At 65.8% G+C, this 15614-nt stretch carries 15 protein-coding genes and 1 other RNA gene; 8 read left to right on the forward strand and 8 right to left on the reverse strand.

The features are described 5' to 3' along the window. A complete protein-coding gene (locus WH303_RS15730; protein ID WP_312988755.1) occupies positions 1-1554 on the forward strand; it encodes a tripartite tricarboxylate transporter permease in 1554 nt (517 codons plus the stop codon). A gap of 95 nt (positions 1555-1649) precedes the next feature. Here the strand turns inward: WH303_RS15730 and cysK are convergent, their stop codons facing one another. Beyond that, positions 1650-2567: a cysteine synthase A gene (gene cysK, locus WH303_RS15735; RefSeq protein ID WP_021027531.1), complete on the reverse strand. Its 918-nt coding sequence runs from the start codon at positions 2565-2567 to the stop codon at positions 1650-1652. 221 nt (positions 2568-2788) lie between these two features. Here cysK and WH303_RS15740 point away from each other — a divergent pair, with 221 nt between their 5' ends. Further along, positions 2789-2959 carry a hypothetical protein gene (locus WH303_RS15740; RefSeq protein ID WP_239644993.1) on the forward strand — a complete coding sequence of 57 codons (171 nt, stop codon included), beginning with the start codon at positions 2789-2791 and terminating at the stop codon, positions 2957-2959. A gap of 4 nt (positions 2960-2963) precedes the next feature. Here the strand turns inward: WH303_RS15740 and WH303_RS15745 are convergent, their stop codons facing one another. Continuing rightward, entirely contained in the window at positions 2964-3866 is a 903-nt protein-coding gene (locus tag WH303_RS15745; protein ID WP_339519675.1) for a DMT family transporter, read from the reverse strand. 128 nt (positions 3867-3994) lie between these two features. Here WH303_RS15745 and WH303_RS15750 point away from each other — a divergent pair, with 128 nt between their 5' ends. Both WH303_RS15750 and rnpB read left to right on the forward strand, forming a co-directional pair. Continuing rightward, complete coding sequence (locus WH303_RS15750) at positions 3995-4792, forward strand: AraC family transcriptional regulator (protein ID WP_339519677.1); 798 nt, start codon at positions 3995-3997, stop codon at positions 4790-4792. A gap of 100 nt (positions 4793-4892) precedes the next feature. After that, positions 4893-5232: RNase P RNA component class A (gene rnpB, locus WH303_RS15755), an RNA gene on the forward strand. Positions 5233-5300: 68 nt separating this feature from the next. On the opposite strand, the gene WH303_RS15760 is transcribed toward rnpB, so the two are convergent. From WH303_RS15760 to dapF, 3 genes are all read right to left on the reverse strand, one after another. Next, on the reverse strand, positions 5301-6230 hold the full coding sequence (locus tag WH303_RS15760) for a tyrosine recombinase XerC (protein WP_339519678.1): 930 nt from the start codon (positions 6228-6230) through the stop codon (positions 5301-5303). Positions 6231-6235: 5 nt separating this feature from the next. Then, positions 6236-6928, reverse strand: coding sequence for a DUF484 family protein (locus WH303_RS15765; RefSeq protein WP_339519679.1), 693 nt, complete (start codon positions 6926-6928; stop codon positions 6236-6238). 65 nt (positions 6929-6993) lie between these two features. After that, positions 6994-7866 carry a diaminopimelate epimerase gene (gene dapF / locus WH303_RS15770; RefSeq protein ID WP_339519681.1) on the reverse strand — a complete coding sequence of 291 codons (873 nt, stop codon included), beginning with the start codon at positions 7864-7866 and terminating at the stop codon, positions 6994-6996. Positions 7867-8040: 174 nt separating this feature from the next. Here dapF and WH303_RS15775 point away from each other — a divergent pair, with 174 nt between their 5' ends. Further along, positions 8041-9738: an MBL fold metallo-hydrolase gene (locus WH303_RS15775; RefSeq protein WP_339519682.1), complete on the forward strand. Its 1698-nt coding sequence runs from the start codon at positions 8041-8043 to the stop codon at positions 9736-9738. Positions 9739-9775: 37 nt separating this feature from the next. Here WH303_RS15775 and pssA read toward each other — a convergent pair whose 3' ends face one another. Continuing rightward, positions 9776-10399, reverse strand: coding sequence for a CDP-diacylglycerol--serine O-phosphatidyltransferase (gene pssA, locus WH303_RS15780; protein WP_027011044.1), 624 nt, complete (start codon positions 10397-10399; stop codon positions 9776-9778). Positions 10400-10610: 211 nt separating this feature from the next. On the opposite strand from pssA, the gene WH303_RS15785 reads away from it, so the two are divergent. From WH303_RS15785 to WH303_RS15795, 3 genes are read left to right on the forward strand one after another with little or no spacing between them, the layout of a single operon-like run. Continuing rightward, positions 10611-11993, forward strand: coding sequence for an aspartate aminotransferase family protein (locus WH303_RS15785; RefSeq protein WP_339519684.1), 1383 nt, complete (start codon positions 10611-10613; stop codon positions 11991-11993). Continuing rightward, entirely contained in the window at positions 11990-13057 is a 1068-nt protein-coding gene (locus tag WH303_RS15790) for a GNAT family N-acetyltransferase (protein ID WP_339519686.1), read from the forward strand. Before WH303_RS15785 ends, WH303_RS15790 begins: the two co-directional genes overlap by 4 nt. After that, complete coding sequence (locus WH303_RS15795) at positions 13054-13968, forward strand: hypothetical protein (RefSeq protein ID WP_339519687.1); 915 nt, start codon at positions 13054-13056, stop codon at positions 13966-13968. Before WH303_RS15790 ends, WH303_RS15795 begins: the two co-directional genes overlap by 4 nt. On the opposite strand, the gene WH303_RS15800 is transcribed toward WH303_RS15795, so the two are convergent. Further along, positions 13898-15136, reverse strand: coding sequence for a DegT/DnrJ/EryC1/StrS family aminotransferase (locus WH303_RS15800; RefSeq protein ID WP_339519688.1), 1239 nt, complete (start codon positions 15134-15136; stop codon positions 13898-13900). The two genes, WH303_RS15795 and WH303_RS15800, sit on opposite strands and share 71 nt — an antisense overlap. A gap of 28 nt (positions 15137-15164) precedes the next feature. Continuing rightward, positions 15165-15614 carry an EamA family transporter gene (locus tag WH303_RS15805; protein WP_339519689.1) on the reverse strand — a complete coding sequence of 150 codons (450 nt, stop codon included), beginning with the start codon at positions 15612-15614 and terminating at the stop codon, positions 15165-15167.

A 15614-nucleotide genomic window follows, 5' to 3' on the forward strand; every position in this document is an offset into this window, starting at 1 on the left:
ATGGGACAAGCACTGCAAGACCTTTGGTACGGCTTTGGCATCGCCTTCCAGGGCCATAACCTGATGTGGTCGTTTTTCGGCGTGCTGGTGGGCAACCTGATCGGCGTGCTGCCGGGCATGGGCGCGCTGTCGGCGATCTCCATTCTGCTGCCACTGACCTACACCATGCATCCGGTGCCAGCCATCCTGATGCTGGCCGGTATCTTCTACGGTTCCCAGTACGGCGGCGCCATTGGCGCCATCTTGCTGAACCTGCCATCGCACCCGCCCCATGCCGTGACCTGCCTGGACGGCTACCCGATGACCAAGAAGGGCAAGGGCGGAACGGCGCTCGGGATCACGATGATCTGCTCGTTCTTTGCGGCCTCGGTCGGCATCATCGTGATGATCTTTGCCTCGCCACTGCTGACCACGATCGCGTTCAAGTTTGGCCCGGCCGAGCTGTTCTCCATCATGCTGCTGGGCCTGCTCGCGGGCTCGACCATGTCACGTGGCTCGCCCCTCAAGGGCGTGGCGATGACCTTGTTTGGTCTGCTCTGCGGCATTGTCGGCACCGACGTGAACAGCGGCACCTTCCGCTTTGCGTTCGACATCCCGGATCTGAGCGATGGCCTGGAGATGGTGGCGGTGGCGATGGGCTTGTTCGGTATCGCCGACTTCCTGCTCAACGTCAACAAGATGAAGGCGATCACCAGCAACACCAAGATGCGCATCCGTGACATGCGTCCCTCGATGGCTGAGCTCAAGGAAGCCTTCTGGCCGATGGTGCGCGGCACGGCCGTGGGCACCCTGTTTGGCGCCATGCCCGGCACGGGCCCGACCATCACCACCTTCATCGCCTATGCGCTGGAGCAAAAGGTGGCCAAGGACCCAAGCCGTTTTGGTACCGGCATGATCGCTGGCGTGGCAGCCCCCGAGGCCTCCGCGCACTCGAAGACCCAGGTGGACTTCATCCCGACCATGAGTCTGGGCATCCCCGGTGACGCCGTGATGGCGCTGCTGCTGGGCGCGCTGCTGATCCAGGGCATTCAGCCTGGTCCTCAGCTGATCACCGAGCATCCGGACATTTTCTGGGGCCTGATCGCCAGCTTCTGGATCGGTAACGTGATCTTGATGATTCTGAACGTGCCGCTGATCGGCGTCTGGGTCAAGATGCTGGCCGTGCCTTACAAGTACCTGTTCCCCTCGGCGATGTTCTTCATTGCTGTCGGTGTGTTCACCACGCAAAACAGCCTGTTCCACATCTGGGAGGTGCTGGCCTTTGGCATCATCGGCGCCATCTTGATGGTGCTGGATTTCTCGGTCGCGCCGATCATGCTGGGCTTTGTGCTGGGGCCCATGATGGAGGAGAACTTCCGCCGTGCGCTGCTGCTGTCCCGTGGCGACATGATGGTCTTCATGCAGCGCCCCATCAGCGCGACCTTTGTCTGCATCAGCCTGTTCCTGCTCGCAGCGGTGACCTGGTCGGCCTGGCGCAAGCGCTCGGGCGTGAGCAAGGTGGCGCAAGCCATCGCGCAGGAGACCTCGGACGCTGGCGTGGTGGTGGCCAAGTAAGGCTCGCTGCCCCAAGCAAAAGCCGCTCCTCGGAGCGGCTTTTGCTTGGGGCCTGGCGCAGGCACCATGGCCTGCAGACCGCCATCAGAGGGGGATCAGGCGGGCAGAAAGCCCTCTACCGACAGGTAGCGCTCGCCGGTGTCATAGGCAAAGCCCAGCACCTTGGCGTTGGGTGGCAGCTCGGGCAGCTTTTGCGCAATGGCGGCCAGCGTGGCGCCGGACGAGATGCCGACCAGCAGGCCTTCCTCGCGGGCTGCGCGGCGGGCGTATTCACGGGCGGGTTCGGCATCGACCTGGATCACGCCGTCGAGCACGCTGGTGTCCAGGTTGCGCGGGATAAAGCCGGCACCAATGCCCTGGATCGGGTGCGGCGCTGGCTGGCCGCCCGAGATGACGGGCGAGGCCGTGGGCTCCACCGCATAGACCTTGAGCTGCGGGAACTTGGCCTTGAGCACATGGGCCACGCCCGAGAGGTGGCCGCCGGTGCCCACGCCGGTGATCAGTACATCGAGGCCATCGGGGAAATCGGCCAGCACTTCCTGCGCGGTGGTGCGCTCATGCACGGCGGTATTCGCGGGGTTCTCGAACTGCTGCGGAATCCACGAACCCGGGGTCTGCGCGGCCAACTCTTCGGCGCGGGCGATCGCGCCCTTCATGCCCTTTTCCTTGGGCGTCAGGTCAAAGCTGGCGCCATAGGCCAGCATCAGGCGGCGGCGCTCGATGGACATGCTCTCGGGCATCACCAGGATGAGCTTGTAGCCCTTGACCGCGGCGACCAGCGCCAGGCCCACACCGGTGTTGCCGCTGGTGGGCTCGATGATGGTGCCGCCGGGCTTGAGCGCGCCGGTCTTTTCGGCATCTTCGATCATCGCCAGCGCGATGCGGTCTTTGATGGAGCCGCCCGGGTTGCTGCGCTCGGACTTGATCCAGACCTGGGCACCTGCGCCAAACAGGCGGTTGATATGGACCACCGGCGTGTTGCCAATGGTGTGCAGAATATTCTCAACTTTCATGGAGCCTCCAGCGGATCGGGATGAACAAGGGGGTGGAAATAGCCGAACCATTGTGACGCAGTTGATCATTCCGGCTGGAATATCAATATGCCCAGGATGTTCTTAACGACATGGGACTACAGACACCCGCCCACCGGCCTTTCCTTGATAGCCGTCAATACCGCCTGCAGCCCATCGGCCCAAGATGGGCACTGAACGTTATTGCTGTGCAAGGAGGCCGTTTGCTGAGTTTCAACACCACCCTGGTTCTGCTGGGCGTCTGCTGCGTCAGCCTGCTGCTGGGCTTTTCCTGGCGCGACAAGGTCTGGGCGCCCTGGCTGATGCTGGTATCGGTCGCTGGCCTGCTGGCGCTGATGGCCAGGATCATCTACGACCTTTTGTCGATGGGCTGACAGATCAGGCGGCTCTGCTGGCCGCGTCCCTGGCGCGGCGCAGTGGCGTTTTCCACAGCTCGGCCAGCAGCACGCCCAAGATGGTCATCGCCCCGCCGATCCACAGGTAGCTGTGCAGCTGCTCCTTGGCCCAGGCCGAGGCGATCAGCGCCGTCAGCAGCGGGGTCAGGTTGAAGAACATGATCGAGCGGCTGGGCCCGAGCTTGGCGACAGCGGTCATCCACATCCAGGTGGCGACGATGGAGGCCATGGTGCCGGCATAGGCAACCAGGTACCAGTTGTCCGCATTGAGGCCGACCTTGGGCGAGGCCAGGTAGAACGGCAGCTGCGCGAACATGGCCACCACCATCTGCAGGTACAGCAGCTGCCAGCTGGGCACGCGCGGCATGGCCCAGCGCTTGAGCAGGATGTTGTAGGCCGCATAGGCCAGGCAGGCCAGCAGCATCAGCAGATCGCCCCGGTTGATGCCCTGGTCCAGCAGCGATGACGGATGCCCCTCGCTGATCACCAGCACCACCCCGGCAAAGGCCAGCACCGAGCCGATGGCGCCACCGGCCGTCAGCACCTGGCCGAGCAGGCCCACGCAGATGCCCAGCACCACCAGCGGCGACAGGGTCAGGATGATGCCCATGTGCGTGGCCGTCGTGTAGGCGGCGGCAAAGTAGGCACAGCTTTGGTAGACCACCATGCCCAGCACGCCCAGCACCAGGATCTGGCCGGCATGGCCCCGGATGGCCTCGCGGTTGCGCCAGACCGCCGGCAGCAGCACGGGGGTGACCAGCAGCACCGCCAGCACCCAGCGCAGAAAGCCGATTTCAATGGGGGCGATGGCGCCAGCGGCTTGTTTGCTGACGACGGTGTTGCCCGACCAGATCAAGACCGCGAGCAGCGGATACAGGTATTGCATGGGAGTAGAACTTAAAAACGTCTGGCTGCTATCATCGCCGTGGCAGGTTTAAAGCCTATAGCTGTAATCAGACATTTGATGCACCAAGCCAGACATGTTGCGCTGACCGGATGCTGCAAGGAGCCACGATGGCGACAGGCCAAGCACTGAAGATCTACGACGTTGACCAGGAGACCGCACCCTATTTGGTGCGCTACGACGAATTTGCCGCCGGCAGTTTTGCCGATGCGCACCGCCACCGGCTGGGCCACCTGAACTACACCTCGCATGGCACGATGACCATCGTCACCCAGGGTCGGCAGCTGGTGGCGCCGCCGCAGTACGGCATCTGGATACCGCCGGCCGTCGAGCACAACTGCTATGTGCCGCAGGCCGCCGTCTACCGCTCGTTTTATGTGCAGCCAGCGCTGTGCACGGGCCTGCCCCAGCAGGCCTGCATTCTGCGCATCAGCGCCATCGTGCGCAGCATCCTGGCCGATCTGGCCCAGCGCGACATACGCCGGCCCGCGACACCCGAGGACCTGCGCCTGGCCGAAGTGATGGTGGACCAGCTGCGGCTCGTCCCCTCGGAGCACAGTTTTTTGCCGGCCGCCCAGACCCGCGCGCTGCTGAGCGTGCTCGATGCCCTCAAGGCCGAGCCCGGCAGCCGCCGCACGATGGCCGAGTGGGCGGCCTCGGTGCACATGACCGAGCGCACCCTGGCGCGCCACTGCCACCAGGAGCTGGGCATGGGCCTGGCCGAATGGCGCCAGCGCCTGCGCCACCTCTGCGCGGTGGATGCGCTGGGCCAGGGCCGGACGGTGCAGGAGATTGCCTTTGACCTGGGCTACAGCACGGCCTCGGCCTTTATCGCGATGTTCCAGCGTGCCGCCGGCATGCCGCCCGAGCAGTTCCGGCGCGAGTTCAGCAGCGCGGTGGACGAGTAGGGCGGCGATACATAGCGATGGGCCTTATCCCCGGCGGCGGCCTGCAGTTTTTGGACGACTCGCGCGGGCAGGCGTGATTCGGTGGAATAATCACGCCTGTGAAGCCTGCCAGACCGCCGCTGGTGCAAGTGCCGAAAGGCCGCACTGGAGGAACGTCCGGACTGCACAGGACAGCGTAGCAGCTAACGGCTGCCCACCGTGAGGTGAGGATCAGAGCAACAGAGACGAGTCCGGGGGGCGTACCGCAAGGTAAACCACCCGGGGTGAAACGGGCAATCTCTACGCGCAGCAATACCAAGTAGGCCAGCGTTGATGTGGTTCCGCAGAGTTGGCGGGTAGGTAGCGTCGAGCCGTGGTGGCGACACCCGGCCCAGAGTAATGGCGGTCACGCCTGGGGCAACCCAGGTGCACAGAATCCGGCTTATCGGCAGACTTCACACTTTGATAATGGATAAAACGGCCACCGATGTAGATCGGTGGCCGTTTTGTCTTTTTGAACTCTGCGGAATCAGTCCTTTTTGCGCGCGCGCGGATGGGCCTGGTCGTAGACCTGGGCCAGGTGCTGAAAATCCAGCCGGGTGTAGACCTGGGTGGTGGTGATGCTGGCATGGCCCAACAGCTCCTGCACGGCGCGCAAATCCTGGCTGGACTGCAGCACATGGCTGGCAAAGGAGTGGCGCAGCATGTGCGGGTGCACGGGGGTGGTCATGCCGGCGACCAGGCTGCGCTCGCGCAGGCGCTGCCAGACGCTGGCGGCCGACAGGCGGGCGCCGCGCACGCCGATGAACAAGGCCGCATCACAGGGCGCCACCTGGTCGCGCACGGCCAGCCAGGCCTGCAGCGCGGCCAGGGCCGCCTTGCCCACCGGCACCACACGGCGCTTGCTGCCCTTGCCCAGCACATGGGCCTCGGCTGCGTCCCTATCGATCCAGCCCAGCGCCTGGACGCTGGCAGCGGTATCGAGGCCCACCAGCTCGCCCACACGCAGGCCGCTGCCATAGAGCAGCTCGACCATCGCGCTGTCACGCGCCTGCACCCAGGGGTCGCCCTGGGCCTGGCTGGTTTCGGCAAAGCGCACCGCATCGTCGACCGACAAGGCCTTGGGCAGTGGCTTGGGGGATTTGGGGGCGCGCACATCCTGCACCGGGTTGCGCTCGACCAGGCCTTCGCGGCCGGCCCAGGTAAAAAAGCCGCGCCAGCCGCTCAGGATCAGCGCAATGCCCCGGCCGCTGCGGCCTGCGGCATGCATCTGCGCAACAAAGCGGCGGATATGCTGGGGGCCCAGTTGCAGCACCTCGGTCTGGGCCTCGGCGGCCATGGCCGACAGGCGCTGCAAATCCAGCGTGTAGAGCGTGTGGGTGCGTGGCGCCAGCCGCTTTTGCACGCGCACATGCTCCAGGTACTGGAGCATGGGGGCGCTGAGCGCGGCGGTGTCCATGGGAACTAGCGCAGGCGGCAGAGCACGCTGGCGGCGATCTCGCCAATGCGCTCGAGCAGATCGGTGTCCATGTCGGCCTGGAAGCGGGCCGGATCGGGCGAGCCCAGCACCAGCAGGCCCCAGGCGGGGGTGTCGCCCAAAATGGCGCCATCGCGCAGCGGCAGCAGCACCACCGATTGGACCTGGGCGCTGTCGGGCAGCCAGCCGGCCGGCTCGACGCCAACATTGGGGCCACAGTAGGGCGTGGACAGCGAGCTGGCAAAGCTGCGGGCATCGGCGCTCACGCCCTGGGCAAAGGGCTCGTTCAGGTAGGTTTCGGCCACATCCCACAGGCGCAGCGCGACCTGGGGCACGTCGAAGTGCTGCATCAGGCTCTCGGCTATCACCTCGGGCAGCTGCAGCGGGTTGCGGGTCTTGACCACATCGCAGGTCCAGTGGTGGATGCGGTCGATGGTGTGGTGGTTCTGGCTGCCGTTGCGCATCATGTCCATGATGCGGTGCTCCAGGCCCTTGATCTTGTCGCGCAGCATCTCGGCCTGGCGCTCCTGCAGGCTGACGGTGCGGTTGCCATAGGGGCTGACCATGTGCACGCCGGTCAGTACCTGGGCCTGGCGCTCGAAGAAATCCGGTGTCTGCACCAGGAACTCGGCGATGTCTTCTTCGGTAATGGGGGGAACCTGGTTGTTGTTTGCGCTCATCGGTCTCTCTCGTATCGGCTGTTCGCCGTCTCCTCGTTCGGTCACCGCAGTATGCCGCGCTGTGTCTAGTCCGGAATGCTGATCTGCCCTTCAAACACCGTCGTGGCCGGGCCGGTCATCATCACCGGGTCGGCGGCCTGGCCGCTCCAGGCAATGGTCAGCAGGCCGCCCCGGGTCTGCACATCGACCGGGCTTTGCAGCAGTCCCAGCGTGATGCCGGCCACCACCGCCGCGCAGGCGCCGGTGCCGCAGGCCAGGGTCTCGCCGGTGCCGCGCTCGAACACCCGCAGGCGCACCTGCTGCGCTGTTTGCACCTGCAGAAAGCCGACATTCACGCGCTCGGGAAAGCGGGGGTGGGACTCCAGCACGGGGCCCTGGGATTCGACCGGCGCGGTATCCACATCATCGACCAGCATCACCGCATGCGGGTTGCCCATGGACACGGGCACGATGAACACGGTAGTTGGATCGACCGGCACCTGCAGCGCCAGCGGCCATTTCTGCGTGTGGTGCTGGGCAACCGGCGTGAGGCCGCTGGTGTTGAAGGGGACGTCTTCGGGCACCAGGCGGGGCTGGCCCATGTTCACGGTGACCCGGCCATCGGCCATCAGCTCGGGGGCGATCACGCCTTTTTGGGTCTGGACCCGGATGGCGCGCTTGTCGGTCAGGCCCTTGTCATACACAAAACGGGCAAAACAGCGCGCGCCATTGCCGCATTGCTCCACCTCGCCGCCATCGGCGTTATGGATCAGGTATTCGAAATCGATCCCAGGGGCGGGCGAGGGCCGCACCGTCAGGATCTGGTCGGCACCCACGCCAAAATGGCGGTTGGCCAGAAAGCGGTACTGGTCGGCACGCAGACCCAGCGGGCCAGCGGTCTCGTCGAGCACGACAAAATCATTGCCGGCGCCTTGCATCTTGGTAAAACGGATGTCCATCCGCCCATTATCGCTTTTTGGGCCCGCCTGGATGCGCAACGGGGCAGAGGGCGTAAGAACCTGTTACTCGTAGCCCGTCCCGAGGTTGCAGATGCGGACAGTCTGGGGCCTGCGCCATCCCCACCCGCCCTGCGGGTGACACAGCCCGGCCATGCAAGTGTTGATAATGGCCCCATGACCCGTACCAGCCAGCTCCTCCATGCGCAACGCGAGCCCGCTCCGGCCCGCGCAGCCGCCACGGCCTTGTTTCTGCGCGATGCGCCAGACCCCCAGGCCGGGCCGGGTGCGACGCGGCTGGAGGTGTTGATGTCGCGCCGCTCGGACCAGGCCCGTTTTGCGGCAGGGCACTATGTTTTCCCCGGTGGCGCCGTCGATGCCAGCGATGCCCTGCACCACGACCTGCTGGAGCGCCGCACGGCACAGACCACCGAGGAGCTGACCTATGCGCAGGCTGCGATCCGCGAGAGCCTGGAGGAGATGGGCGTGCTGCTGGCCCGCCATGCCGATGGTCGCTGGGCCAGCCAGGCCGAGGTCGCCAGCATGGACCGCAGCCAGCCGCTGCTGCCGCAATGCGCAGCGCTGGGCCTGACCTTGGCGGCCGATATGCTGTGGCCGCTGGCGCGCTGGACGGCCGCGCAGGAGATACCGATCCGCTTTGATGTGCCCTTCTTCGTCGCGCGCATGCCCGAAGGCCAGGAGCCGGTCACCGACGACACCGAACAGTTCGAGGCGCTGTGGGTGCACCCCGCGCAGGCCTTGCAGCGCGCAGCTGATGGGCAGATGACGGTGATGTTCCCCACCCGGGTCACGCTGGAGCGCCTGGCCGCCTACCCCACGGTGCAGGCGCTGCTCGATGTGCTGCAGGCGCTGCAGCAGGTGCAGCCGGGCCAGTGGCTGTGGCAATCGATGCCGCGTGGCGCGATGGTCAACGGCGAGGTGCGGCGCTTTATGGAGCATGAGACCGCCTATGGCGAGCTGGCCCTGGTCTGCCCCGATGGCCAGCTGCACCATGCGCTGGGCTGGCAGAGCGCACAGCCGGTGCCGCTGTTGAAGAACGTGCAGCGCCTGACGGCCGACAACGGCGGCACGATGACCGGGCCGGGCACCAACACCTACCTGGTCGGTGATGCCGAGACCGGCTACATCGTGGTCGACCCCGGCCCCAAGCCGCAGCCGCAGGACGACCCGCACCTGGCGCGCATCCTGGCCGCCACTGGGGGCGATATCCGCGCCATCGTCTGCACCCATTCGCATGCCGACCATTCACCGGGTGCGGCGCCGCTGCAGGCGCTGGTGGCCCAGGCAGGGCGCAGCAAACCGGTGATCTGGGGACTGGCTTCTGCCTGCACTGCGCGCGCGGGCAGCCATTTCACGCCGGACCAGGCGCTGCACGACGGCCAGGTGCTGCAACTGGCCCACCCCAGCGACCCGGCGCGCAGCCACAGCCTGCGCGTGCTGCATACGCCCGGCCATGCGGCCAACCATGTCTGCCTGGTGCTGGAAGAAGACGGCCTGCTGTTCAGCGGCGACCATATCCTGAACGGCAGCACGACGGTGGTGGACCCGCCCGACGGCAATATGCGCCTCTACCTGGCGTCGCTGGCCAAGCTGGCCCAGGCCTGCGAGCAAGGGCAGATCGGCTTTATCCTGCCGGCCCATGGCTATGTGCTGGCCAAGCCGCTGCAGGTGATTGCCAAGCTGCATGCGCACCGCATGGCGCGCGAAGAGAAGGTGCGCGATGCGATGGCCCAGGCGCCCGATGGCACGCCAGAAGACTGGGTGGCGATCGCCTATGCCGACACGCCCGAGCGGCTGTGGCCAGTGGCCAAGCGCTCACTGCTGGCGCATGTGGAGCATATTCGCGGGATGTGAGGCAGGCTTGGGCCTTGCGCCCAAGCTCGCTCAGAGCTTAGAGTTTGGGGATCTTGATACGGCTGATCATCAGCGAGCCCGAGACCGCAAACAGCAGCACCAGCGGGTGCAAGGTGAAGCCGCCAATCAGCAGCTTGCCAAACCACAGATCGGCCCGCACCGCATTCATCGCGGCGGCCAATGCCAGCAAGGCGACCAGCACGATCGAGGTGGGGATGGGGGTGCCTTCGAAGTACTTCACCTTGCCCGATGGCCCCTCTGACAGTGATTCTGCGGTCACGTTGTAGCGCGCCAGGCGCGAGACGCCGCAGGCCACAAAGTAGCCCAGCACAATGCGGTCCCACAGGCCTTGCATGCCGCAGGCATAGGCAATGATGGCTGGCGCCACACCGAACGAGATCACATCGGCGAGCGAATCGAGCTCGCGCCCCATCGCCGATGACTTTTGCCGCCAGCGCGCAATGCGGCCATCAAAGATATCGAAGACCAGCGCGGCGAGCACCAGCGCGGCGGCAAAGTAGATGTGCCGGCGGTCCGAGGTCTCCAGAAAGGTCATCGCCGAGAACAGCGCGCCCACGCCGCAGACGGCATTGCCCAAGGTGAACCAGTCAGCGAGGTGGAACTCGCGAATCATCGAAAAACGTTTGTGAGGACTATTCATGAAGAAGGGGCCAGGGGCCAAAGTGCAGCGGCTGCCCGTGCGGCGGCCATGGTTGGCAATCATGGTACACCGTGCGCCAGCCAGCACCAAACCCGGAGCCGGCCGCGCTCCATCAAGCGGGCAAGATCTCCATCAATCCTACAAATAACGTAGGCGGAGCCACAACATTGCAGGGCCAGACTGGCGGCACTCAAAACTGGAGCCCTTTGCCGTGACTTTCAACACCGAACAACTGCTGGCTGACGAAGCCCAATACTGCTCTTTTGGCGACACCGTTCACTACGTCAATCCCCCCAAGATCTTCAGCGGCTGCGAGGGCAGCTACATGTTTGACCAGGCTGGCACGCCTTACCTGGACTTGCAGATGTGGTACTCGGCCGTCAACTTCGGCTACAAGAACAAGCGCCTGGAAGACAAGATGATCGAGCAGCTGCGCGAGCTGCCCCAGGTGGCCAGCCAGTACCTGCACCCCACGAAGATCGAGCTGGCCAAGTTCATTGCCCAAGATGCCGAGAAGAAATGGGGCATGCCAGGCCGCGTGCACTTCAACGTGGGCGGTGCCCAGGCGATTGAAGACTCGCTGAAAGTGGTGCGCAATGCCACCAATGGCAAGAGCCTGATGTTCGCGTTTGAAGGCGGCTACCATGGCCGCACCCTGGGTGCATCGAGCATCACTTCCAGCTACCGCTACCGCCGCCGCTTTGGCCACTTCAGCGACCGCGCGCAGTTCATTCCCTTTCCCTACCCCTTCCGCCGCCCCAAGGGCATGACCTCCGAAGAATATGCGGAGTCCATCGTGCAGGAGTTTGCGCGCAAGTTCGAGAACGAGTACCACGCCGTCTGGGACCCCAAGACACAGCAGTGCGAGTACGCGGCCTTCTATGTGGAGCCGATCCAGGGCACCGGTGGTTACGTCGTGCCACCGCCCAATTTCTTCAAGGGCCTCAAGAAGGTGCTCGACGACCATGGCGTGCTGATGGTGGTCGACGAAATCCAGATGGGCTTCTGGCGCACCGGCACCCTGTGGTCGGTGGAGAACTTTGGCGTCAAGCCCGATGTGCTGGTATTTGCCAAGGCGCTGACCAATGGGCTGAACGCGCTGTCGGGCCTGTGGGCCCGTGAAGAGCTGATCAACCCCACGGTGTTCCCGCCCGGCTCGACCCATTCGACCTTTGCCTCCAACCCGCTGGGCACGGCGCTGGGCCTGGAAGTGATGAAGATGACCCACGAGATGGACTTTGGCCGCCAGGTGCGCGAGTCGGGGGCCTATTTCCTCGATGGCCTGCGCCAGCTGCAAAAGCGCCACCCGGAAATTGGCGATGTCGACGGCATGGGCCTGGCGCTGCGCGCCGAGATCTGCACGGCCGATGGCTTTACCCCCAACAAGGCACTGCTCGACAAGATGGTGGACCTGGGCCTGGAAGGCAAGCTCGAGTACCAGGGCCAACGACGCGGCCTGGTGCTGGACGTGGGCGGCTACTACAAGAACGTGATCACCTTCGCGCCGTCGCTGATGATCAGCCGCAGCGAGATCGATGAAGCGCTGGTGCTGCTCGACCAGCTGATCACCCTGGCCAAGCGGTCCTGCGCTTGAGCGAGCCACTGCGCCCTGCGCGCAACCAGTTGGAGCCCTCGGCGCTGATCGGGCAGTTTGCCGCGCATCCGCCCGAGGGATTTGTGGTGCGCTCGGACCGGTCGTATCCGGCCTTTCGCGCGCCCTTCGATCTGCTGACCACGGCCGACGCGGCCGTCAAGCGCTGGGTGCTGCAGCTGCCCGGTGGAGCCTGGCTGGCGCAGCGCTTGCGGCTGCGCACCGATTTTGTCGGCTCGACCTTGAGCGAGTACCTGGTGCTGCCCCCGGAGGTGGAGATGGACAAGCTCGCTGGCGAGCTGCGCCGCCACGCGGGGCGCTGCATGCTGACCATCGTCAAGGACCTGCCGCAGGACTCGCCGCTGCTGCCCCCGGCCGACAATGCCGATGCCCGCCGGCTGGCCCAGGCGCTCCAGCACCAGGGCTTCATCCTGGTCGAAGGCCAGGCGCTGGCCTATGTGCCTATCGATTTCGAGAGCATCGATGCCTACCTGGCGCGGCTGTCGAAGAACCGGCGCTCCGACCTGCGCCGCAAGCTCAAGAGCCGCAGCCAGCTGCAGATTCGCCGCATTTCCACCGGCCCGGCCTTTGCCGATGAGGCCCTGGTCGATGCCTACTATGCGCTGTTCGAGGCCGTGTATGCGCAAAGCGCGCTGCACTTTGACAAGCTCAGCCGCAGCTTTTTTGCCGCAGTGCTGCGTGATGCCAGCAACCAGGGTCTGGTGTTCGAGTACCGCGATCTGCAGGATGGCGCCCTGCTGGGCTGGAACCTGTGCTTTGCCCATGATGGGCGCCTGGTCGACAAATACATCGGCCTGTCCTACCCGCGTGCGCGCCAGACCAACCTGTACTTTGTCAGCTGGATGCTGAACCTCGAATATGCGCTCGAATGCGGCCTGTCACACTATGTGGCAGGCTGGACCGATCCCGAGGTCAAGGCGCAATTGGGCGCCAGTTTCACGTTCACCCAGCATGCGGTCTACATCCGCAACCCGCTGCTGCGGGCTTTGGGGCGGCGGTTTTCCCGGCATTTTGAAAGTGACCGCGCATGGCAGGAACAGCGATGACCCCCTTGGTGCTCGATGTCGATGGCTCCGTTGGCCCCTTGGCCGGCGAGCTGCGCCTGCCGCTGGGCGACTGGCAGGAGGCGATCCGCTTTGGATCATCGCTGGGCCGCTACCAGCAGTTCCGCCGCCATGTGCAGGCCCAGCTGCCCGCGCAGCATGGCACGGCCTGGATGGGCAGTGGCGATTTCCACCACCTCTCCTGGCTGCTGATCGAGCACTGCATTGCGCGCCAGGGCTATACCGCTGCGCGCCCGCTGCGCGTGGTGGTGCTGGACAACCACCCCGACAACATGCGCTTTCCCTGGGGTGTGCACTGCGGCTCCTGGGTGCGGCGCATTGCCATGCACCCGGCAGTTGCGCATGTGCATGTGGCGGGCATCACCTCCGCTGACATTGGCGCCGGCCACGCCTGGGAGAACTACCTGGGCCCGCTGCGTGCCGGCAAGCTCAGCTACTGGAGCTGCGGCGTGGATACCGGCTGGGCGCGGCGCCTGGGCCTGTCCGCCGCCTTTCGCGCATTTCCCAGCCTCGATGCCCTGACCGATGCCTTGGCGGCGACCCTGGCGCGCGAGCGCCAAAGCACTTACCTCAGCATCGACAAGGATGTGTTTGCCACTGACGTGGTCACCACCAACTGGGACCAGGGCCAGATGCGCGAGGCGCAGGCGCTGGGCATCATTGCAGCGCTCGACGGCCAATTGGTGGGCAGCGATATCACCGGCGATGTCTCGTCCTGGCAATACAGCACCTGGTGGAAGCGCTGGCTGAGTGCTGGCGATGGCCAGGACACGGCCATCGATGCACAGGCACTGGCGGCAGCCCAGGCGGGGCAGCATGCGCTCAACCAGCGGCTGATGGCGGCCTTGTCTGCCGCAACGCATCCAGCAGCTGGGCAAACAGCGCATCGCTGAGCCAGGCACTGTTGCTGATGGCCAGCAGGCGCTGCGCCCAGTCGCGGGCCTGCGGCACCGGGTCGTGCAGGGCCTCGCCCAGCAGGGGCGCGTAGCGCGCGTAGTCGGGCAGCACCTGGCTGAAGGGTAGCGACAGGCCCCAGCCGCTCGCCCAGTGCGCCTGCATCAGCGCATCGCGCTGGGCGGCGCTGGGCAGGCGCAGCAAAATCACCGGCCAGATGCCCTGCGCCAGGGGCGCGGCATCGTCCACCATCTCTACACCGGGCAGGGCGCGCAGCTGGGCCACGCGCCGCTGCGCCTGCTGCTGGGCCTGCTCCCAGTGCCCGCGCAGCCGCGCCAGTGCGCGCAGGGCTACGCGCTGGCGCCAGGCGCCCAGGCGGTGCTGCGGGATCTGGCTGTCAAAATCATCGCCAGCCGCTTCTACCCAGTCGCCGCGCGCCAGGCTGCGCCGCAACGCTGCGCCATAGACGGCGTCCAGCAGCGCCGGCCGATAGGCTGCGGCATAGCCCAGCAGCGCCAGGCTGCGGCGCAGCTCCCAGACCAAGCTGGGCCGTATCGATTGCTGGTGCTGCGCGCGCAGCGCTGCCATCAGCGCCGGCTCGCGGGCCAGCAGCACGCCGCCTTCATAGGTGCTCAGGCCTTTGCCCACCGCCAGGCTGAACAGCGCGATATCGCCCTGCAGGCCCACGCTGCGGCCCGCTACCCGGGCACCCAGGGCCTGGGCGGCGTCTTCGATCACATAGGCGCCGCAGGCCTGGGCGCGGGGCAGCAGGCGGGCAACATCGGCCACCCTGCCGCCCAGGTGGGTGGGCACCACGGCCAGGGTGCGGTGGCTGAGCACGGCATCCAGCGCTTGGCCATCCATGTCCAGGCGGTCGGGCGACAAATCACAGAGCCGCAGCTGCAGACCGCATTGCGCGACGGCCATTGCCACCAGCGGGCAGGTGTAGGCGGGCACCACCACCTCGCAGCGCTCGGGGGCGAGCTGCTGCAGCGTACGCAGCGCCAGCATAAGCGCAGAGGTACCGGAGCATTCCAGCAGCACCTCGTCTACCCCCAGCCAGGCGGCCAGCGCCCGGTCCAGATGCTTGTCTCCCCAGGGGCGCAGATCGGCTAAGCGCAGCGCCAGGCCGGCGGTGGGCGGTACCGTGATGCGGTGCGCAGTCATCGCTGGGGGCCCTGGCAGTTGCCTGCCATCAGCGGGCGGCCGCGCTGGCGCCTGCTGCGCCGTCCGCCGGGCCCTGTGCCAACTTCTCTGCCGGCTCGGCGGCGCCATGGTCCTGGGCTTCGCTCACCGCCAGGCAGGCAATGCCGGCAATGATGAACCCGCAGCCCAGAATCTGGGGCAGGCCGATGCTCTCCTGGAACAGGTAGTGCGACAGCAGCAGCACCGAGATGATCTCCAGGTGCGAGGCGGCAAACGCCGGGCCCACGGGCGCGCGCCGCAGCAGATGCATCCAGGTGAAAAAGGCGCCGATGTAGCCGATCAAGGCGCCGTAGATCCAGGGCTGGGCAAACACGCGCCAGAGCCAGGACGGGCTGAACTCCAGCGGCAGTGCGGCGTCGCCGGCCTTCTTGAAGCTCAGCTGGGCCAGCGTGTCGAAGGCCATCAGCACCATAAAGCCGACCAGGTAAAAGCGTTTCAT

The sequence above is a fragment of the Comamonas sp. MYb69 genome, assembly GCF_037479315.1.
GTDB lineage: Bacteria > Pseudomonadota > Gammaproteobacteria > Burkholderiales > Burkholderiaceae_C > Comamonas.